The 21,270-nt window shown below is 40.9% G+C and carries 18 protein-coding genes; 13 read left to right on the forward strand and 5 right to left on the reverse strand.

What is annotated here, in order from left to right; genetic code table 11:
- Positions 1-266 precede the first annotated feature (266 nt).
- Genes cyoA through cyoE form a run of 5 tightly spaced genes read left to right on the forward strand, consistent with a single transcriptional unit; the run spans position 267 to position 5,090 of the window.
- Entirely contained in the window at positions 267-1,226 is a 960-nt protein-coding gene (gene cyoA, locus GQR39_RS02120) for a ubiquinol oxidase subunit II (RefSeq protein ID WP_024608764.1), read from the forward strand.
- Between the two features lie 2 nt (positions 1,227-1,228).
- On the forward strand, positions 1,229-3,217 hold the full coding sequence (cyoB, locus tag GQR39_RS02125) for a cytochrome o ubiquinol oxidase subunit I (protein ID WP_007581166.1): 1,989 nt from the start codon (positions 1,229-1,231) through the stop codon (positions 3,215-3,217).
- Positions 3,214-3,840 (forward strand): cytochrome o ubiquinol oxidase subunit III, encoded by a 627-nt coding sequence (gene cyoC / locus GQR39_RS02130; RefSeq protein ID WP_007581168.1) that lies wholly within the window; start codon positions 3,214-3,216, stop codon positions 3,838-3,840. Before cyoB ends, cyoC begins: the two co-directional genes overlap by 4 nt.
- The gene (gene cyoD, locus GQR39_RS02135; RefSeq protein WP_024589276.1) at positions 3,840-4,196 is read left to right on the forward strand and encodes a cytochrome o ubiquinol oxidase subunit IV; all 357 of its coding nucleotides are present in this window, start codon (positions 3,840-3,842) and stop codon (positions 4,194-4,196) included. Before cyoC ends, cyoD begins: the two co-directional genes overlap by 1 nt.
- A 9-nt stretch (positions 4,197-4,205) precedes the next feature.
- The gene (gene cyoE, locus GQR39_RS02140) at positions 4,206-5,090 is read left to right on the forward strand and encodes a heme o synthase (protein ID WP_007581172.1); all 885 of its coding nucleotides are present in this window, start codon (positions 4,206-4,208) and stop codon (positions 5,088-5,090) included.
- Between the two features lie 100 nt (positions 5,091-5,190).
- On the opposite strand, the gene GQR39_RS02145 is transcribed toward cyoE, so the two are convergent.
- The 5 genes from GQR39_RS02145 to ettA form a co-directional block, all read right to left on the reverse strand.
- Complete coding sequence (locus GQR39_RS02145; RefSeq protein ID WP_165721280.1) at positions 5,191-5,856, reverse strand: hypothetical protein; 666 nt, start codon at positions 5,854-5,856, stop codon at positions 5,191-5,193.
- Between the two features lie 82 nt (positions 5,857-5,938).
- The gene (locus tag GQR39_RS02150; RefSeq protein WP_165734695.1) at positions 5,939-6,421 is read right to left on the reverse strand and encodes a TlpA disulfide reductase family protein; all 483 of its coding nucleotides are present in this window, start codon (positions 6,419-6,421) and stop codon (positions 5,939-5,941) included.
- A gap of 62 nt (positions 6,422-6,483) precedes the next feature.
- Complete coding sequence (locus GQR39_RS02155; protein WP_165734696.1) at positions 6,484-7,392, reverse strand: histone deacetylase; 909 nt, start codon at positions 7,390-7,392, stop codon at positions 6,484-6,486.
- 53 nt (positions 7,393-7,445) lie between these two features.
- Entirely contained in the window at positions 7,446-7,814 is a 369-nt protein-coding gene (locus tag GQR39_RS02160) for a PilZ domain-containing protein (RefSeq protein ID WP_165734697.1), read from the reverse strand.
- A gap of 156 nt (positions 7,815-7,970) precedes the next feature.
- On the reverse strand, positions 7,971-9,644 hold the full coding sequence (gene ettA, locus GQR39_RS02165; RefSeq protein ID WP_007581203.1) for an energy-dependent translational throttle protein EttA: 1,674 nt from the start codon (positions 9,642-9,644) through the stop codon (positions 7,971-7,973).
- Positions 9,645-9,819: 175 nt separating this feature from the next.
- On the opposite strand from ettA, the gene GQR39_RS02170 reads away from it, so the two are divergent.
- From GQR39_RS02170 to GQR39_RS02205, 8 genes are all read left to right on the forward strand, one after another.
- Complete coding sequence (locus GQR39_RS02170; RefSeq protein ID WP_165734698.1) at positions 9,820-11,121, forward strand: M24 family metallopeptidase; 1,302 nt, start codon at positions 9,820-9,822, stop codon at positions 11,119-11,121.
- Between the two features lie 189 nt (positions 11,122-11,310).
- Positions 11,311-12,258 carry a homoserine O-succinyltransferase gene (metA, locus tag GQR39_RS02175; RefSeq protein WP_007376156.1) on the forward strand — a complete coding sequence of 316 codons (948 nt, stop codon included), beginning with the start codon at positions 11,311-11,313 and terminating at the stop codon, positions 12,256-12,258.
- Positions 12,248-13,321 (forward strand): homocysteine S-methyltransferase family protein, encoded by a 1,074-nt coding sequence (locus GQR39_RS02180; RefSeq protein ID WP_007581206.1) that lies wholly within the window; start codon positions 12,248-12,250, stop codon positions 13,319-13,321. Before metA ends, GQR39_RS02180 begins: the two co-directional genes overlap by 11 nt.
- 9 nt (positions 13,322-13,330) lie before the next feature.
- Positions 13,331-15,961: a methionine synthase gene (metH, locus tag GQR39_RS02185; RefSeq protein ID WP_165734699.1), complete on the forward strand. Its 2,631-nt coding sequence runs from the start codon at positions 13,331-13,333 to the stop codon at positions 15,959-15,961.
- A 159-nt stretch (positions 15,962-16,120) separates the two neighbouring features.
- On the forward strand, positions 16,121-17,470 hold the full coding sequence (locus tag GQR39_RS02190; RefSeq protein WP_010555175.1) for a Fic family protein: 1,350 nt from the start codon (positions 16,121-16,123) through the stop codon (positions 17,468-17,470).
- A 41-nt stretch (positions 17,471-17,511) separates the two neighbouring features.
- Positions 17,512-18,285, forward strand: a complete 774-nt coding sequence (locus tag GQR39_RS02195) for a hypothetical protein (protein ID WP_165734700.1) — start codon at positions 17,512-17,514, stop codon at positions 18,283-18,285.
- Between the two features lie 187 nt (positions 18,286-18,472).
- The gene (locus GQR39_RS02200) at positions 18,473-18,970 is read left to right on the forward strand and encodes a (2Fe-2S)-binding protein (RefSeq protein WP_002958127.1); all 498 of its coding nucleotides are present in this window, start codon (positions 18,473-18,475) and stop codon (positions 18,968-18,970) included.
- Positions 18,967-21,228, forward strand: coding sequence for a molybdopterin cofactor-binding domain-containing protein (locus tag GQR39_RS02205; RefSeq protein WP_165734701.1), 2,262 nt, complete (start codon positions 18,967-18,969; stop codon positions 21,226-21,228). The genes GQR39_RS02200 and GQR39_RS02205 overlap by 4 nt, the downstream gene beginning before the upstream one ends.
- The last annotated feature ends 42 nt before the right edge of the window (positions 21,229-21,270 follow it).

The raw sequence follows: 21,270 nt of genomic DNA on the forward strand, positions 1-21,270 counted from the left end.
TTAGCTAAAACAAAGTAGCTCAGTGTTTTTTAAACACATTTCAGCCAACCACCACTCACCCAAGTTAACTTTTATTACGTTATATAAATGCGTTTAGAAAGCTGGGTTTGTTGCTAGGTCATTATTGGCATGAGCTTTAGGTTTTGAATAGCCCCCTTATTTTTTATAATTTAATTCCAGTTAACTTGGGTTTTTACCGAAAAATCGTTGCTTTGTTTTTTATTTAAAGCAGCAAATTAGAACTTTTAGGTTTGTAGGATACTCCCTTGTTAATTCGTAACCTTTGTAATATTGCTTTAGCTAGTACAGTGCTGGCGTTGTCAGGCTGTAAAGGCGGGATACTCGATCCAAAAGGGCAGATAGGCATAGATGAGAAAAATTTAATCATCATCGCAACCGTGCTTATGTTGCTTGTAGTCGTTCCCGTTATTGTGATGACTTTGTATTTCGCATGGAAATATAGAGACACGCAAACTCATGAAATTTACGCTCCAAAATGGGCTCATTCAAATAAAATTGAAGCCGCAGTTTGGGCTGTCCCTATTGTTATTGTGATTATTTTAGGTGTTATTACCTGGGTGTCTACCCAAGAGCTAGACCCTTACAAACCAATTGAAGGTAAAGGTAAGCATCTTACTGTTGAAGTGGTTTCATTAAACTGGAAGTGGCTATTTATTTATCCTGAGCAAGGTATTGCTACGGTTAATGAATTAGTGTTTCCGGCTAATGTACCTGTTGAATATAAAATCACTTCAGAGAGCACAATGAATTCATTTTTTATTCCGCAATTGGGTAGTCAAATATACTCAATGGCCGGTATGGAAACCAAGCTTCACTTAATTGCTAATGAGCCAGGTACATTTAAAGGCTTTTCGGCAAATTACAGTGGTGCAGGCTTTACTGGTATGAAGTTTAATGCCATTGCTACACCTACTCAAGCTGGTTTTGATAAGTGGGTGAGTGATGTAAAAGCGAATTCAAGCGCTAATAATCTTACTCATGCAAATTATGTTGAACTTGCAAAAGCAAGCGAAAATAACCCAGTTGCTTATTACGGTAAAGTTGATGACGGCTTATTTCATACCATCGTTATGAAATACATGCAGGCACATGGCGATATGAACAAAAAGCAACATGCAATGGGCGAACATGGGCAAATGAGTAAGAAGCATCAAGCAATGGATGAACACTCAATGCCATCATCTCACAGCCAGGGCGAGGAATAATAATGTCGTTATTAGGTAAACTAACAATAGACGCAATTCCGTTTCATGAGCCAATTCTTGTGTTCACGATGTCGGTTATTGCTATAGCTGGGCTTATTATTGCCGGGCTTATTACAAAGTATAAAAAATGGGGCGTGCTTTGGCGCGACTGGATCACGTCTGTTGATCATAAACGCTTAGGCGTAATGTATATTCTTTTAGCACTAATAATGCTGTTCCGTGGTTTTTCTGATGCCATTATGATGCGTGCTCAGTTAGCGCTTGCTACCAGTGGTGCGCCCGGTTATTTACCACCTGAACACTACGACCAAATATTTACTGCCCACGGCGTAATTATGATCATATTTATGGCTATGCCATTTATGATTGGTTTAATGAACATTGTTTTACCACTGCAAATTGGTGCTCGCGATGTTGCATTCCCATTTTTAAATAACTTAAGCTTTTGGTTTACAGCCAGCGGTGCCATTTTAATTAATATGTCGCTAGTGTTTGGTGAGTTTGCTAAAACAGGTTGGGTGGCCTATCCACCGCTTTCGGAGTTGACCTTTAGCCCTGGGGTGGGGGTAGATTATTATATTTGGGCCTTGCAAATATCCGGGCTCGGTACACTTCTAACAGCAGTAAACTTTTTAGCAACCGTGTTTAAAATGCGTGCACCAGGTATGACCCTAATGAAAATGCCAATTTTCACATGGACATGTACGTGGGCAAACATCTTAATTGCAGCATCATTCCCAATTTTAACTGCTGTACTTGCAATGCTAACGCTTGACCGTTATCTCGATTTCCACTTCTTTACCAATGAATTGGGCGGTAACGCCATGATGTACATCAACCTATTTTGGGCATGGGGTCATCCTGAGGTATACATATTAGTATTACCAGCATTTGGTATTTTCTCTGAAATTATTTCGACCTTTGCCGGTAAACGTTTATTTGGTTACAAATCGATGGTTTACGCCAGCGGTGCAATCTCAATTTTAGGCTTTATTGTTTGGTTACATCACTTCTTTACGATGGGGTCGAGCGCTAACGTTAACGCGTTCTTTGGGGTAATGACCATGGTTATTGCCGTACCAACTGGGGTTAAGTTGTTTAACTGGTTATTTACTATTTACCGAGGTCGTTTACGTATTAGCGTACCGGTACTTTGGACTCTTGGCTTTATGGTTACCTTTACCGTAGGCGGTATGACCGGTGTATTACTTGCTATTCCTGGTGCCGATTACGTACTGCATAACAGCTTATTCTTAATTGCACATTTTCATAACACCATTATTGGTGGTGCTGTATTTGGCTACCTTGCTGGTTTTGTATTTTGGTTCCCTAAAGCAATGGGCTTTAAACTTAACGAAAAATGGGGCAAAGCATCATTCTGGTGTTGGATTATCGGTTTCTTCGTTGCATTTATGCCGTTGTACGTACTTGGTTTCTTAGGTATGACACGTCGTTTAAACCACACTAACAACCCAGATTGGAACATTTGGTTATACATTGCCGCAGGCGGTGCTGTAATAATTATGTTTGGTATTGTTAGCCAAGTAATTCAATTATATGTGAGCTTTAGAGACCGTGAAGCGCTTGACGATACAACAGGCGATCCGTGGAACGGCCATACACTTGAGTGGGCTACAAGTTCACCTCCGCAAATTTATAACTTTGCAACAATTCCACACATCGATGATATTGATGCATGGACCGACATGAAAGAAAAAGGCCAAGCATACCAAGATAAAGCAAACTATAGCCCTATTCATATGCCTAAAAACACATCAGCTGGCGTGTTAATGGCAGCAAGCTTAACAGTATTCTGTTTTGCAATGATTTGGCATATTTGGTGGTTAGCTGTTGTTGGGCTAGTAGGCGCAATTGCCATCTTTATCAAACGTTGTTACACCAGCGATGTTGATTACTATATTCAACCTGATGAAATTGCACGCACTGAAGCTGCGTATAATTCAAGTGGCATTAAGGAGCTAAAAGCGTGAGTACACTTTCTGCAAATTTAGAATCAGTATCGCACGATGATCATGCCCACGCGCATGATCATCACGATACATCGGGTGACACCATATTCGGTTTTTGGTTATACCTAATGACCGATTGCCTATTATTTGCCTCGTTTTTTGCCACTTACGCTGTGTTATTTATGAACACAGCCGGTGGTGTATCGGGTAAAGATATTTTTGAACTCGACTTTGTAGCAGTAGAAACTGCTGCACTACTTATTAGTAGTATTACCTTTGGCTTTGCCATGATTGCCGCTCAAGGGCAAAAAAAGGCACTAACACTGACTTGGTTATTTGTTACGTTTTGTTTAGGTGCTGTGTTTATTGGTATGGAAGTATACGAATTTCATCACCTAATTGTGCACGGTAATGGCCCACAACAAAGTGCCTTTTTAACATCGTTTTTCTCATTAGTTGGCTTACATGGATTACATGTAACGGCTGGACTAATTTGGATGACCATAATGATGATTGAAGTTGCTAAACGTGGTCTAGGCAAAGCAACCGTAACGCGTTTAAGCTGCTTAAGCCTATTTTGGCACTTCTTAGACATTGTTTGGATTTGTGTATTTACCGTTGTTTATTTGATGGGAGCAATGTAATGAGCCACAGCGAAACGCATGCGTTAAAACAAGCGCAAAGTGATCATCATGATGAATCTCATGGAAGTGTTAAAACTTACTTAATTGGCTTTGTGCTATCGGTAATTTTAACTGCTATACCGTTTTATATGGTTATGGAAGGTGACTTCTCAAAAGCAACAACGCTTTGGAGCATTGTTACTTTTGCAATCGTACAAATTTGGGTGCATTTAAAGTACTTTTTACACCTTAATTTTACCACCGAAAATGGCCGTGCAAGTACTTTCTCATTCCTATTCAGTGCTCTGATCATCGTAATGGTTGTTGGGTTATCTGTTTGGATCATTTATGAATCTAACGCAATGATGATGTACTAGGAGTTGAAGATGTTTCGTCGTTATTTATCAGTGACAAAGCCGGGTATTATTATGGGCAATTTGATCAGCGTAGCGGGTGGGTTTTTACTTGCCTCGCGCGGTGATATAGACCCATGGTTAATGATTGCCACATTAATTGGTTTGTCGCTAGTGGTTGCATCAGGTTGTGCTATCAACAATGTTATAGATAGAGACATTGATGTAGCCATGGCACGTACTCGTACGCGGGTAACAGTAACTGGCGAAATGTCGGCCTTTGCTGCACTTAGCCACGGTGTTTTATTGGGCGTTATTGGCTTTGGTTTACTTATCGCCTATACCACTCAAGCCGCGGTATTTTTTGCAGCCTTTGGCTACGTAATTTATGTGGGGGTTTATAGCCTCTACATGAAACGCAACTCAGTATATGGCACTTTTGTAGGCAGCCTTTCTGGCGCTGTACCGCCAGTAGTAGGTTACTGCGCCGTAACAGGGCAGTTCGATATGGGCGCATTAATACTGCTAGTTATGTTTAGCTTGTGGCAAATGCCGCACTCTTACGCCATCGCTATTTTTCGCTTTAAAGATTACCAAGCTGCAGGTATTCCTGTATTACCCGTGGCGCAAGGTATTGATAAAGCAAAGCGCCATATCGTACTTTACATCGCTGTATACGCATTAGTTGTGATGTTACTGCCAATTACTGGCTACACAGGTGCTGCTTTTATGGCTGTTGCTTGTATTACCAGCTTTTGGTGGTTGCTAATGGCGCTACGTGGTTATCGTCGTAATATTGATATGAGCAGTTGGGCACGTAAAGTGTTCGCATTTTCAATTATTAATATTACAGCGTTAAGCATTGCTATGGCTGTTGATTATCATAGTGTTGCTCCACAGCTATTAACGCTTACCTAATTTAAAATTTTTAACTATTCCAAAGTTAATCCAAAGGCTCGAAAGAGCCTTTTTTTATGCCTAAATATTAAAATAATTGAACATTCGTATACTCGCTCTTTTACTTTTTAAAATCATCAGCATTGTAATAAAGTGGTTTAAGCGTGCCGCAATTAATAAACTTATAGGTAAGCTCATTTTCAGCTGGGACACGTTTTGAGGTACGAAGCTTTTGCATACACGCATTAACTAAATCGACAAAAATAAGATGGTTATAGCTCGGCGCTTTTTGAATTTTATGAATATAAATACGCTCAGTGCCGCTTAGTGTAATCATGTCGTAGTCTTGCCATTGCGATGATTCACTTAAATCTTTTAGTTCTCTGGCATACAGCTGCTTACTCAAGACCAACTCTTTTTTTGAATAAATTAAACTACCACCTTGTTGATAATCACCCTCGTAAATATCGGCAATAATCGTAATTTCTTCACCACGCATTAAATGCTGAATATTAAACGCTTGTGGCTTTACGGTGATTAACTCGGCATTTCTAACAAAGCCTAAAAATGGAACATCGGGGTTTCCTATTTTATAAACAACTTGCACATCATTGGGTAAATTATAGGTGGGTAAATTCATTGCAATAATAGACGAGCCTTGATTAACCAAAGCTATAGGGTGCTCAGCATTGTAAGCGGGGTCTACCGGTGGAAGTTCTGCTTTTTCTTCTTCAGCTGCGGCAAAGCCACTTAAAGTGATTAGTAATAAAGTAAGTAGTAAGCGCATTATAATCTCAATTAATTTATGAGCTTAAATTGTAGTATAAAGTTTATATTACTTATATTTTTAAACTAAATTTAGACCTATATTATTGTTCAGATATGGAGTGCAACAATGTTCGTGCCTTTAAATGTAGATTTGCGTCCTCTGGGTTTGACGTATTAGTCAGCCAAATTACATTGCCTTCTTTATTTACAAACAATGTAGTAGGTGTGCCTCGTATACCTAATTGCTGTGCTATTGCATCGGCTTTTACGGCTGTTTTAAAAGTATAACCTCTATCGCTAAGCGCTTTAGCGGGAGTAGCATCGTCATCTTCTTTAAAGCTCACGGCAATAACTTTTAAGCCCATATCATCAATTTTTTGAAGTGCTGGCTGCAGCTTTTTACAGTACGGACACCACGTTGCCCAAAAGTGTAAAACGTAAGGTTGACCTAATAAATCTTGAGTATTGAGCGGCGACCCATCAGCCATTTGTAAATTTAATGTAGGTAGCTTAGGGTATGCTTCTTGCGAATAGCTTGTAAAGCTTATAAAAATTAGTGCGATGGCAATAAATAGTTGTTTCATAATATGTTCGTTCTTATTTTACATATTAAATAAGAACGAGAATTTAACATTTTTATTTCAAACTAAAAGCGAGCGGCTTGCTCAACAACAATAGCATGGCGTTTAGCGAGGCGAAGATGGTCTTTATCATAGCCACCACCTATTACTGTAGCAACGGGTGTGTTGTGTTCAAGGCAGCGTTTTAGCACTAAATGGTCGCGCTTAACTATGCCATCCCAGCTGATATCTAATTTACCCAAGCCATCGCCTTGCCAAATATCAACGCCAGCATCGTAAAGTACCAAGCTTGGGTTTAGCTCTTTAAGTAAATAACTCAAGGTGTCGTCAACTACGGCAAGGTATTCCTCGTCTTTCATATTATCAGCTAAGCCAATATCTAAATCGCTAGCGGACTTTCTAAAGGGGAAGTTTTTTTCACAATGTATAGAGCAGGTATAAGCGTATGCTTGATGCTCTAACATTGCGGCTGTGCCATCACCTTGGTGCACGTCTAAATCAAAAATAAGTACGTTAGTTACTTCACCCGATTCAATTAAAGTTTGCGTGGTAAAGGCTAAATCGTTAACCATGCAGTAGCCCGAGCCAAAATCGGTATGCGCATGGTGTGTACCACCGGCTAAGTGACACGCTATACCATGTTTAAGTGCTAAACGGGCTGTTTGTAACGTACCTTGAGGAGCAGTAAAGGTACGTGCCATCAGCTCTTTTGACCAAGGTAGGCCAATGCGACGCATTGCTTTTTCATCTAAGCGGTTATTCCACAAATCGTGTATGTAATTTTCGCAGTGTATTAGCTCAAGTGGCTCTGGCGTGCCTAATGTTGGCTCAACCAGGTTATCGCCAATCAAACCAAGCTTTGCTACATGCTGATATAAATGTGCAAACTTACTCATTGCAAAACGATGCTTTGGATCGAAATTAAACGAGTAGTTAGGGTGATACACCAAAGGTAAATGTGGATTTAAAGTCATGTTTTCACAAGTTAAAAAGTTTGCACTATGGTAATCAACTAATCCAAATGAGTCTATTCTTGCGTGTCGTGAATCGACATAGCGAGTTCGCGATGTAATAGTTCGTCATCAGCTAAGTTTAGCTCTATTAAACGCTTTAAATAAGTAATGCTGTCTATATCAATATGGTGGCATTTTAAACCAATATGATCCGCTTCTATATGGCACACCACAACCTCCATTTTTATTTCTATTTCGCTTTGAGGCAGCGAAAAACGCAGAACAGCTTGGCTATTTTGGTTGCCAATAAAAGCATCACATTTAGTGATTAATGCGCCATGCAAAGATACATCAAGTAATTTACATGGGTAGTGGTGATCATTAAAAATTACTTGTGCATCGGTTGAAAATAAAACACGAGAAAACTGACGACGATTTTGCATAACCTAATTTAGCCTTACTGTTTTTATAATAAATTAAGCATAGCGGGTAATTCTCTACATGCTAGCAGGATATGCTCCCGTAATGCTGGTGGCATAAAAAAGCCCCGCATAAATGCAGGGCTTAGTTTTACTGTAATAAATTAGCTACAGTAAATATTAACCAATTTTTTTGTACTTAATACGTTTAGGTTCAGTTGCTGCTGCACCTAGTGTCTTTTTAAGCCACTCTTCGTATTCAGTATAGTTACCATCAAAGAAGTTAATTTGACCTTCGTCGCGGTAATCTAAAATGTGCGTAGCAATACGGTCAAGGAACCAACGGTCATGCGAGATACACATTACACAACCAGGGAACTCTAAAATAGCGTTCTCTAGTGCGCGTAGTGTTTCAACGTCCAAGTCATTGGTTGGCTCATCGAGTAGTAACACATTGCCGCCAGCTTTTAATAACTTAGCAAGGTGTAAACGGTTACGCTCACCACCTGATAGGTCTTTAACAAACTTTTGCTGATCGTTACCTTTAAAGTTAAAGCGACTTACATACGCACGGCTTTGGAACTCAAAGTTACCAATTTTTAGTACGTCTTGACCGTCTGATATTTCTTGGAAAACAGTTTTGCTTTCGTCCATACCGTCGCGGAACTGATCAACAGTAGCAAGGTGTACGCTTTCGCCAACGGTAATGCTACCGCTGTCTTGCTTTTGCTCACCACTGATCATTTTAAACAGCGTTGATTTACCCGCGCCATTAGCACCAATAATGCCCACAATGGCACCTTTTGGCATGCTAAAGCTTAAATCGTCAATTAAAACGCGATCGCCAAAACTCTTACGAAGGTTAGTTACTTCAAGCACTTGGTCGCCTAAACGCGGGCCAGGTGGAATAAACATCTCGTTAGTTTCGTTACGTTTTTGGTAATCAGACTGCTGCATTTCAGTAAACTGAGCCATACGTGCTTTTGACTTAGCTTGACGACCTTTAGGATTTGAACGAACCCATTCAAGTTCTTGCGCAATTGATTTTTGACGTGCTTTTTCAGATTTTTGTTCTTGCTGTAAGCGCGCATCTTTTTGTTCAAGCCAAGAAGAGTAGTTACCTTCCCATGGAATACCTTCACCACGGTCAAGCTCCAATATCCAACCCGCTACATTATCAAGGAAGTAACGGTCATGCGTTACCGCCACAACAGTGCCTTCGTAATCGTGTAAGAAGCGCTCTAACCATGCAACCGACTCAGCATCCAAGTGGTTAGTTGGTTCATCGAGAATAAGCATGTCTGGTTTTTCAAGCAGTAATCGACATATAGCAACACGACGACGCTCACCACCTGAAAGGTGCTCAATTTTAGCATCCCATTCTGGCAGGCGAAGTGCATCAGCAGCACGTTCTAAAACGTTGTCAATGTTGTGACCATCGTGCGCCTGAATAACAGCTTCAAGCTCGCCTTGCTCTTTTGCAAGTGCGTCAAAGTCAGCGTCTTCCATGGCGTATTCGTTATACACTTCGTCAAGGCGTTTAAGTGCGTGTTTAACTTCGCCAACAGCTTCTTCAACAATTTCACGAACTGTTTTGCTTTCGTCTAAAACAGGCTCTTGCGGTAAATAACCAATTTTTGTACCAGGCTGAGGATGTGCATCACCTTCAAAATCTTGGTCAACACCGGCCATAATACGTAGTAACGTAGATTTACCAGAACCGTTTAAACCAAGCACACCAATTTTAGCGCCAGGAAAAAAGTGTAACGAAATATCTTTTAAGATAGTGCGCTTAGGTGGCACAACCTTAGATACTCGACTCATCGAGAATATAAATTTATCAGGTAAAACCATGGAGGAAAGCCTTCAAATAATAATAAAAATTTCAATGTTGTATTGTAGTGGCTGACAGGTGAAACAGTCAACGAATGGCGAGGAGGAATATATCTTAATCGTTTTTATCTTGTTAAATGTATAGTTTTATTTGAGTGTGCTAACGTATTTAAACCACAGCAAAATAAGAAAAAATATGACTATACAAAAATTTGCAACAACCATGGCTTTACTCACTCTATTTGCAAGTAATTCTGAGGTAAAAGCAGAAAGTTCGCCTTGGCCTGAAATAAGAAAACAAAGAATCAGTCAACTACTTCCACAAGCATTAAAAGCTGCAGATGTAGATGCTTGGCTGATAGTATGTAGAGAAAATAATAATGACCCATTAGCTGATCATATTGGCTGTGAAAACGCAGGGTCGCCAGCAGCTTATTTATTTTATTTTGACAGAGATAAGTTTCATTCTGTTGCTTACTCACCTTCAAGTGAAGCAAAAGCGTTAGATGAACTCGATATACATGAAAAAGTTATATCTGTTCCCCGTAGCGTGTCAGCATTAAAATACGCTGCTGATTTTATAAAAAAACAATTATTCCGTAACATTGCAATTAATGTATCTGACCTTAACGCGCAGGCTGATGGGTTGTCGCATTCGCAGTATAAACAGTTAGCCAGTTTATTAGGGCCTGAACAAACAGCTAAGCTAATATCCTCTGAAGAACTGGTTTATCAATGGCTTTCAATTAAATTACCGGCTGAAGTTGAAATAATGAAAGAAGCGGCAGCGCTCTCTGCAAAGTGGCAGCTAGAGGCATATGAAACTATTATTCCGGGCAAAACTACCGATGCAGACGTAGCCAAGCTTTTAAAAGCTAAAATGAAAGCGCGAGGCGTGACTGATGCATGGGCTGCAGAGCAAAACCCCAATGTAAACTCAGGCCCTGACCGAGGGCATTCACACTCTACAAATAAAGTGATTATGCCTGGTGATGTGATACAAATTGATTTTGGTGTAAAGCTCTACAACCGCTGGGTAAGTGACATTCAGCGTTTTGCTTATGTGCTTAAAGAAGGAGAAACCTCAGCACCGGCCAATATTCAGCAATATTGGATTAACGCAAGAGACAGCGGTTTTGCCGCATTTAATGCAATGAAGCCCGGCGCAAAAGGCATCGACGTGGATCAAGCTCAAACCGTATTAATGAATAAATACAACTCAGAGCCTGTGCCATGGAGCACCGGCCATCCAGTAGGGTATGTTGCACACGACACCGGCCCTAACTTGGGTGGCTCTCGTAGTGCGCAAGTAAGGCCTGCGTCACAACGTGAACTTAAAGAAGGGATGGTGTTTGCCTTTGATGGTTTTTTTAGTTGGCCTTTGAATAACACCGAGTTTAAAACCATTTCGGTTGAAGAAATGGCTGTAATAACAGCCAGCGGGGCTGAGTACTTGATACCACCTCAACAAAACTTAATTTTAGTGGGTAAAAATTAACAGGTAGTGCTAGGTGTATTTATGTTCAGTACGATAAGTTAAGTGTTTATAGGTAGGCTTAACTTATCATTCATCAAACAGTTTATTCACAGTGAATAAATTTCATTTAGACATCTATACATCTAGAGGTTGATATTTTTTACTTTCAGTTCATAATTAAGCTTCGGTTTTTATGAGCAGGAGTAAAGTATGCCAATTACAGTAAAAGACGAGTTGCCGGCCATTGCACGTTTACGTCAAGAAAACGTATTTGTAATGCCAAAAACACGTGCAAAAACGCAAGAGATACGCCCAATGCGTTTGGCTATTTTAAACTTAATGCCTAATAAAGTAGAAACCGAAGTTCAGTTTATTCGTTTGCTTGCCAACTCGCCTTTGCAAGTAAACGTAGAACTACTGCGTCTCGACACTCACCGCAGTAGCAGTAATTCAGAAGAGCACCTTGATACCTTTTATCGTTATTTTTCTGAGGTTAAAGACAACAATTACGATGCATTAATAGTAACTGGCGCGCCACTTGCGCATTTAGAATACGACGATGTAGCGTATTGGGATGAGCTAAAGGTCATTATAGATTGGGCTGAGCAACACGTTACCTCTACGTTATTTTCGTGCTGGGCAGCACATGCAGCGTTATATCACCGTTACAATTTAAAGCGTGATTTAAAAGACGACAAACTGTGTGGTGTATTTACCCACCAATGTTACTTTGATCACGGCGCACTGACTCGCGGGTTCGACGACACCTTTTTGGTACCGCACTCACGTTATGGCCACATTGATATAAATAAAATAAACGCCTGTGATGAGCTAGTTGTACTGGCAGGTTCTGAGCGAGTAGGGGCTTACTTACTTAAAAATAAATCGGGTAGCCAAGTGTTTATAACCGGTCATCCTGAGTACGACGCCGACTCGCTAAAAGCAGAATACGAGCGCGATTGTAAAAAGAGCCCTAATGCACCAAAACCCGAAAATTACTTTCCGGATGACGATGCAACCAAACAACCTTCAAAAACGTGGCAAAGCCATGCTTTTTTACTTTTTTCGAACTGGTTAAATTACTACGTGTACCAAACCACACCGTATGACATTAATTTAGTTAGCCAAGACGTGAGGACTAACAACTATGCCGAATAACGCTCCTACAAATAATAAGCAAGCCGAAATAAGCGCCGCATTAAAAGAACGCATTTTAATTTTAGATGGCGCTATGGGCACCATGATCCAAGATCATAAGCTAGAAGAAGAAGACTATCGCGGAGAGCGTTTTAAAGACTGGCATGTATTAATTAAAGGCAATAACGATTTATTAAGCCTAACCAAGCCCGATTTAATCACTGATATTCATCGTGGTTTTTTATCAGCGGGCGCCGATATTATCGAAACCAACACGTTTAACTCGACCACTATTTCGATGGAAGATTACGACATGGCAAGCTTAAGCCGTGAAATAAACCTAGAGTCGGCTAAATTAGCACGCGCAATTTGCGATGAATTTACGGCTAAAACGCCAGAAAAACCACGCTATGTAGCCGGTGTTTTAGGGCCGACATCTAAAACGTGTTCAATTTCGCCAGACGTAAACGATCCGGGTTACCGAAATGTCACCTTTGATAAGCTGGTTACTGCGTATATTGAATCAACACTTGCATTAATGGAAGGCGGCGCCGATTTAATATTAATCGAAACTATATTCGACACCCTTAACGCAAAAGCGGCCTCGTTTGGCGTAGAAGAAGCCTTTGAGCAAGCAGGGCGCACATTACCCGTTATGATATCGGGTACTATTACCGACGCCTCTGGTCGTACGCTTTCGGGGCAAACAACCGAAGCATTTTATAATTCTATTCGCCATATTAAGCCTATTTCGATTGGTTTAAACTGTGCGCTTGGTCCTGATTTACTGCGCCAGTATGTAGAAGAGTTATCGCGCGTGTGCGAAACCTTTACATCGGTACATCCTAATGCGGGCTTACCAAATGAGTTTGGTGAATACGACTTAGAAGCGGGCGATATGGCAACCGAAATTATCGATTGGGGTAAATCGGGCTTTATTAATATAGTAGGCGGATGCTGTGGCACCACGCCTGCGCATATTCGCGCTTTTGCAAAAGGTTTAGCGGGCGTTAAACCACGCCAACTACCAGAGCTTGAAGTACGCATGCGTTTATCAGGCCTTGAAGCCTGTAACTTAAATTAAGGAGCCAGCATGACCCAACAAATAGCAGTATTTACTAATGTCGGCGAACGTACCAATGTAACGGGTTCTGCCATGTTTAAACGTTTAATCATGGAAGAAGACTTTGAAGCCGCGCTAACAGTGGCACGCGAACAAGTAGAAAATGGCGCACAGGTTATTGATATAAACATGGACGAAGCCATGTTGGACTCAAAAGCCGCCATGGTTAAGTTTTTAAACTTAATAGCCTCAGAGCCTGATATTTCTCGCGTACCAATTATGGTCGACTCCTCAAAATGGGAAGTAATAGAAGCAGGCTTAAAGTGTATTCAAGGCAAGGCAATTGTTAACTCAATATCGCTAAAAGAGGGCGAAGAGCCGTTTATTCGCCAAGCTAAAATAATAAAACGCTTTGGTGCAGCCGCTGTTGTAATGGCGTTTGATACCGACGGGCAAGCCGACACGGCAGACCGTAAGTTCGCAATATGTGCGCGCAGTTATAAAATATTGGTAGAAGACATTGGCTTTGCGCCAGAAGATATTATATTCGACCCTAATATATTTGCCGTAGCCACCGGTATTGAAGAGCACGATAACTACGCCGTAGAATTTATTGAAGGCACTCGCCGTATTAAGCAAAATTTGCCGCACTGTAAAGTGTCGGGCGGTGTATCAAATGTATCGTTTTCGTTTAGGGGTAATAACCCCGTACGTGAAGCCATTCACTCGGTGTTTTTATATCACGCTATTCAAGCTGGTATGGACATGGGTATTGTAAATGCGGGGCAACTAGCCGTTTACGACGATATACCAGAAGAGTTACGCAAAGCCGTTACCGATGTAATACTTAACACCGACTCTGGCGCAGGCGAGCGTTTAGTAGAGCTTGCACCAAAATACTCGGGTATGGCGCAAGCCGAGCGAGTAGAAGATTTAGAGTGGCGCACATGGCCTGTTGCAAAACGCCTTGAGCACGCGCTTGTTAAAGGTATTACTACATTCATAGATGAAGATACCGAAGAATGCCGCGCCGCAGCAGCTAAACCTATTCACGTAATTGAAGGGCCGTTAATGGACGGCATGAACGTAGTAGGTGACTTATTTGGCGCAGGTAAAATGTTTTTACCACAAGTGGTTAAATCGGCGCGCGTAATGAAGCGAGCCGTGGCCTACCTAGACCCATACATTGAGCTTGAAAAAGAAGAAGGCTCAACTAACGGTAAAATAGTAATGGCGACCGTAAAAGGTGACGTACACGACATAGGTAAAAATATTGTGGGTGTTGTACTGCAATGTAATAACTATGAAGTAATCGATTTAGGTGTAATGGTACCGGCTGATAAAATATTACAAACCGCAATCGACGAAAAAGCCGATATTATTGGATTATCGGGCTTAATTACCCCATCGCTTGACGAAATGGTACACGTAGCAAAAGAAATGAAACGCCGTGGTTTTGAACTTCCGCTACTAATTGGTGGCGCAACTACTTCTAAAGCGCACACCGCAGTAAAAATTGAGCCGCAATATGACAAAGGCGTAGTGTATGTAAGTAATGCCAGCCGTGCGGTAGGTGTAGTATCTAATTTATTATCAAAAGAGCATAAGCCTGGTTTTTTAGAAAAAACCCAAGCTGAATATGTAAAAGTACGTGAGCAACAAGCGCGTAAAAAACCACGTTCTAAGCCTGTTACAATCCAGCGTGCCCGTGATAACGCAGCAAAGCTTGATTGGGATAACTACACGCCACCAGTGCCTAAAAAGCTGGGCGTGACTGAATTTAAAAACGTATCCATTGCCACTTTGCGTAAATACATAGATTGGACGCCATACTTTATGACGTGGTCAATTGCCGGTAAGTACCCGCGCATAATGACCGATGAAGTAGTAGGCGAGCAAGCGCAAAGCTTATTTAAAGACGCTAACGATATGTTAGATGACCTTGAAAAAGCAGGCAGTTTGCAACCACGTGGTGTAATTGGTTTATTCCCGGCTAACCGCGTGGGTGATGACATAGAGATATACACCGACGAAACACGCAAAGAAATATTAACTACTTCGTGCCATTTACGTCAGCAAACCGAAAAAACCGACTTTGCTAACTACTGCCTAGCCGACTATATAGCACCCAAAGGTACACCAGATTATTTTGGCGCATTTGCAGTAACGGGCGGTTTAGAAGAAGACGACTTAGCGAATGCGTTTGACGCACAGCAAGACGATTACAACAAAATAATGATTAAAGCGGTTGCCGACAGGCTCGCAGAAGCGTTTGCAGAATACCTGCACGAAAAAGTACGTAAAGAGTATTGGGGTTTTGCACCAGACGAAAACCTAGCAAACGATGAGCTAATACGCGAAAACTACCAAGGTATTCGCCCAGCGCCAGGTTACCCAGCGTGCCCAGAGCACACCGAGAAAAAGAAAATTTGGCAGTTGCTCGACACCGAAAAACGCATTGGCATGCAGCTAACTAGCTCGTACGCCATGTGGCCAGGTGCTGCTGTTTCAGGTTGGTACTTCTCACACCCAGAAGCTAAATACTACGCAGTAGCAGCAGTACAAAAGGATCAGGTAGAAGACTACGCTAAACGAACCAATATGACGCTTGAAGAAGCTGAACGTTGGCTGTCACCTAACTTGGGGTATGATCCGGAGTAAGAAAGCAGCGGTCAGCTATCAGTAAAACAAAAACGAGCCGAGTTAGGCTCGTTTTTGGTATAAAGTTATTTACCTAAACTTAAATTTGTTTTTTTACGTTGACGAGTTTTTAATTATAAGTAAACTCATTATATAAAAATTAAGTTTAGGTGTTTTACTATGGCGAGAATTAGAGTTCCCAAACCATTAAACGAGTTACTATCTATTACACCTTCTGATGAGTTTATCCCACTTTTAGGGCAGTTTGGTCCTACAAATTCAGAAGGGAAATATCTCCACTGGGATAAATTTATATGGCGTATACCTAAAGATATATCAGAACAAGCTGCTTGGGTAGCTACGAAGCTGTCAAGGAAAACTATATCAAAAAAAATATCATTAGTTGCAGAAAAAAATAAACAATTCACTTACTGTATTCCAGATTCACTTCATGCATTACTTCATCAGATCGATAAATTATCTGGTGGTGGGCATGCAATTGGTGATGGTTCATTTATTACTACAAAAGAAAAAGATAGGTACCTGGTTAAGAGCTTAATGATGGAAGAAGCAATAACATCTTCTCAACTCGAAGGCGCATCTACAACGAGGAAAATAGCGAAAGAAATGCTTGAAACAAAAAGGCAACCTATCGATAAATCTGAACAAATGATTTTCAATAATTACCTTTTGATGAAAAAAGCACTAGAGAGAAAAGATGAAGCTCTTTCTATAGAGCTAATACTGGAGCTTCATGCAATTGCTACATATAAAGCTATTGATAATGATGCGATTTCAGGAGCTTTAAGAGAAGACAATGATATAGCAGTTTCAAACCTCTACAATGAATTAGCGCATACACCTCCATGCTTCTCTTCTTTAAAGGAAAGGTTATTATCTTTATGTGATTTTGCAAATGAAAAGCATGATGGGGCTAATAGCGACACGTTTATACATCCATTAGTTAAAGCGATTATTTTACATTTCATGATCGGTTACATTCATCCTTTTGGGGATGGGAATGGAAGAACCGCCAGAGCTATTTTTTATTGGTATATGCTCAGTTCTGGTTATTGGTTATTTGAATATGTGTCAATTAGTAAGCTAATCCAAGAAAAGAGAAGTGATTATGATGCAGCATTTGTTTACACAGAAACAGACGAATTTGACTTAACTTACTTTATTTATCATCAAGTTGATGTTGTCATGAAAGCGGTTAATTCATTAAATACTCACATAGAATCTAAAAAAAGTGAATTTTATCAATTCATGGAATGGATCGAAAAAAGCCCTCTATCAAAGAACTTCAAGCGAGGTCAATTAGAGTTACTCAAAGAAGCTGTAAAGCATCCAGGTAAAATATTTACTACTAAACAGGTTTCCATAGAATTTGATATTAATGAGAACACAGCAAGAACATATTTAAATGGATTAGTTGATGCAGATCTTTTAATTGCGACGAAAAGTAAAAAAAGCAAAGCTATTAGATATTTATCTCCTGCAGGGTTAAGAGAAAAACTAAAAATATAATTAGTTTCGTTATATTAAAACCTTTAAATGAAGGACTATAAATGAAGAACAGGTTCAACTTTGAATGGCATAACCACATAGTATTGTGGTTATGCCTACTTTTCACATCAAACACATTCGCGCTTGAGCAAAAGTATCACGAGTTCGTTTTGCCTGTTATTGCTGCCTTTGAAAGTGACGATAAAGCAGCTATTGCCTCGCTTGTTTATTACCCGCTAAAACGACGATATCCGATACCTGACATTAAAAATGAAGCTGAGTTTATTAACCGCTTTGATGAAGTATTTAATGATGAACTCACCGCAGTTATTGCCAGTTCAAAAATTGATACTGATTGGGATAAAGTTGGTTGGCGCGGCATTATGCTAAATAACGGCGTGATGTGGGTTGATACCGGCGGTAAAATTATCGGTATAAATACTCAAAATGCTAAAGAGCAGACACTTGCTAAAAGCTTAATCGAACAAGGTAAGCAATCCTTGCACGCAAGTATTAATACTTTTGAAAAACCAGTACTCGATTGGAAAACGGCTAACTATCATGTTCGCGTTGATGATTTAGGCGAGCATAATTTTCGGTATGCGGTGTGGGGTATTAATAAAAAACCAAGCGACAAGCCTGATATGGTTTTACTAAATGGCGATATTACATTTGAGGGGAGCGGCGGGAATCATCATTATACGTTTAAAAATGGTCGCTATAGTTATGTGCTACAAGTAACTATTATTGGCTGCGATACATCACCACCAGGTTGGCTTGAAGTTTATAAAGACGATGAGCGATTACTATTTGAAGATGTTATAAGCACTCATTAATGTATGTTTTAGTATGCTTGATAATGTAGATCTGTTTTTAACAGTAAAACGTTCTAATAATTAGTGTTTTTATAAAACAGATCTAAGTGGTAGGCTAAAAGTAGTAAGTATAAAATAGTAAGTAATTAAAAATAGTTCTCGCGCAACAAGGAACCCTCCTGTAAAGCGCTTTGCCAAGGAGTTTAGTATGATCACGCTTACCATTAATGGTAATAAACATGAGTTTTCTGGCGATCCGTCAACGCCAGTATTATGGTATCTCCGAGACGAATTGAATTTAACTGGGCCTAAATTTGGCTGTGGTATGGCTCAGTGCGGTGCGTGTACCGTGCATATTGATGGGGTAGCTCAGCGCTCGTGTGTATTGCCTGTAGCGGCAGTAGCGGGTCTTTCAATTACAACAATTGAAGGGTTAAGCGAGCAGGGCGACCATCCAGTGCAACAAGCATGGGTTGAGCATAAAGTACCGCAGTGTGGTTTTTGCCAGTGCGGCCAAATGATGCAAGCTGCAAGCTTATTAGCTGCAAACCCAACCCCTACCGACGATGAAATAGTAAGTAATATGTCGGGCAATATTTGCCGTTGTGGTACCTACCCGCGTATTCATAAAGCGATTAAGTCGGCCGCTAAAACAATGGCGAGTGTTCAGTATTTTGACCCAAATGAACAAGGGGAAGAAGTATGAACCAAGATAACAAATACTTTGATTTAAACCGCCGTAAGTTTTTAAAAACCAGTGCAATAGGTGCGTTGGTACTCGGTACTTATTTTGTAGGCAGTGCGCCAAGAGCATTTGCGGGTGTGTTAGAGCAGCCATCTGAGCTGGCAAAACGCGCAAACTTATTTATTGCACTGCGCCCAGACGGCATGGTTGAAATAACCTGCCATCGCTCTGAAATGGGTCAGCAAATTCGCACCGCGATTGCACAAATTGTTGCCGATGAAATGGAAGCCGCGTGGGATAAGGTTATTGTTATTCAGGGTAAGGGCGACCCTAAATACGGCGATCAAAATACCGATGGCTCGCGCAGTATTCGCTACAACATGCAGCGCCTGCGTGAAATGGGCGCAAGTGTACGTTACATGATGCAGCACGCTGCCGCTAAGTTTTGGAAAGTTGATCCACAAACCTGTACTGCTAATCAACACGTTGTTACACACAGCTCAGGTAAATCGCTTACTTATAAAGATTTAATCGACTTAGCGCTTACAATAACGCCACCAGAAGCTGACAAACTAACGCTTAAAACCCGCAAAGAATGGCGCTATATAAATACCGGCATGGCGCACATAGATTTAGCCGATTTAGTAACAGGTAAAGCAATATTTGCAGCCGATGTACGCGAACCACAAGCGCTGGTGGCTATAATTGAACGCCCGCCGGTAGTAGGCGGTGTTGTTAAGTCGTTTGATGCCAGTGCTACAAAAGCGATAAACGGCGTTATAGATGTTATTGAAATACCTGCACCAAAAGGCGCACCGCAGTTTCAGCCAAAAGGTGGCATTGCGATTATAGCTAAAAACACATGGGCTGCATGGCAAGGGCGTAAAGCATTAAATGTCGTGTGGGATGATGGCAAAAATGGCGATTACAATTCAAAAGAATTTAAAAAGTCATTACTAAAAACAGTACAAACTCCACAGGCAAACATACGTGATAAAGGCGATGCCATGGGCGTGTTGGCTAAATCGAGCAATAAACTCGTAGCTGATTATTACGCACCGCACCTTGCTCAAGCACCAATGGAGCCGCCTTGTGCAACAGCTATGTACAACAAAGATAGTGTTGATATATGGGCTGCTACGCAAAATCCACAAGCCGATATGAAAACAGTGGCGGCAATGCTTGGCATGGACGAGAGCAAAATTAACGTTAACGTTACCATGTTAGGAGGCGGCTTTGGGCGTAAGTCAAAACCTGACTTTTCAGCAGAAGCAGCTTACCTTTCAATGAAAGTAGGCAAGCCTATTCGTGTGCAATGGACGCGTGAAGACGACATACAACATGGTTTTTACCATGCAGTTTCGGCTCAGCACATTGAAGCATCACTAGATAAAAATGGCGCAATAGAATCGTATTTACATCGCACCGCGTTTTCACCTATTACCTCTACCTTTTCAGAAGGGGCGACTACGCCAGGAAGCTTTGAACTGCGCTTAGGATTTACCGATAACCCTATTAACACACCTAACATGAAGTTAGAAAACGGTGATGCGCAAGCCAAAGCACGAATTGGTTGGATGCGTTCTGTATCAAATATTTTTCATGCCTTTGCTATTCAGTCATTTATTGGCGAAGCAGCGCACAAAGCCGGTCGCGACCAAAAAGACTATTTACTAGACACTATAGGTCCGAGTCGCATTGTTGATGTAACTGAGCAAAATGCCACATACGATAATTACGGTGGCGATAAAGCGGTTTATCCTTTAGATATTGGCAGACTGCGCCATGTTATTGAAAAAGTAGCTGACATGAGTAAATGGGGGCGAGAGCTTCCTAAAGGTCGAGGTTTAGGAATAGCAGCACACAGAAGCTTTTTAACTTACGTAGCTACGGTAGTTGAAGTAGAAGTGTCGGATGCTGGCGATTTAAAAGTAATTAAGTCGTGGGTTGCCATTGATGCGGGTACTGTTGTAAACACCGACACTGTTAAAAACCAAACCCAAGGTGGCTCTATTTATGGGATTACAACTGCAATCAGCGATGGTATTACCTTTGATAAAGGGCGCGTACAGCAAAGTAATTTTCATGATTATCGCGTACCGCGTATGAGCGACGCACCTCTTGAGATTGAAGTTGAAATTGTACAAAGCGATGCACCACCAGCAGGGGTAGGCGAGCCATCTACACCGGTTTATGCGCCAGCATTATGTAATGCTATTTTTGCAGCGTGCGGAAAGCGTATTAGGCAGTTACCGATTGGTAACCAATTAAAAGCGTAGCTAAATAACCTACAGCTTAAACAAAAAAACCGCCAAATGGCG

It is taken from the genome of Pseudoalteromonas sp. C8 (assembly GCF_011378685.1).
Lineage (GTDB): Bacteria > Pseudomonadota > Gammaproteobacteria > Enterobacterales > Alteromonadaceae > Pseudoalteromonas > Pseudoalteromonas arctica.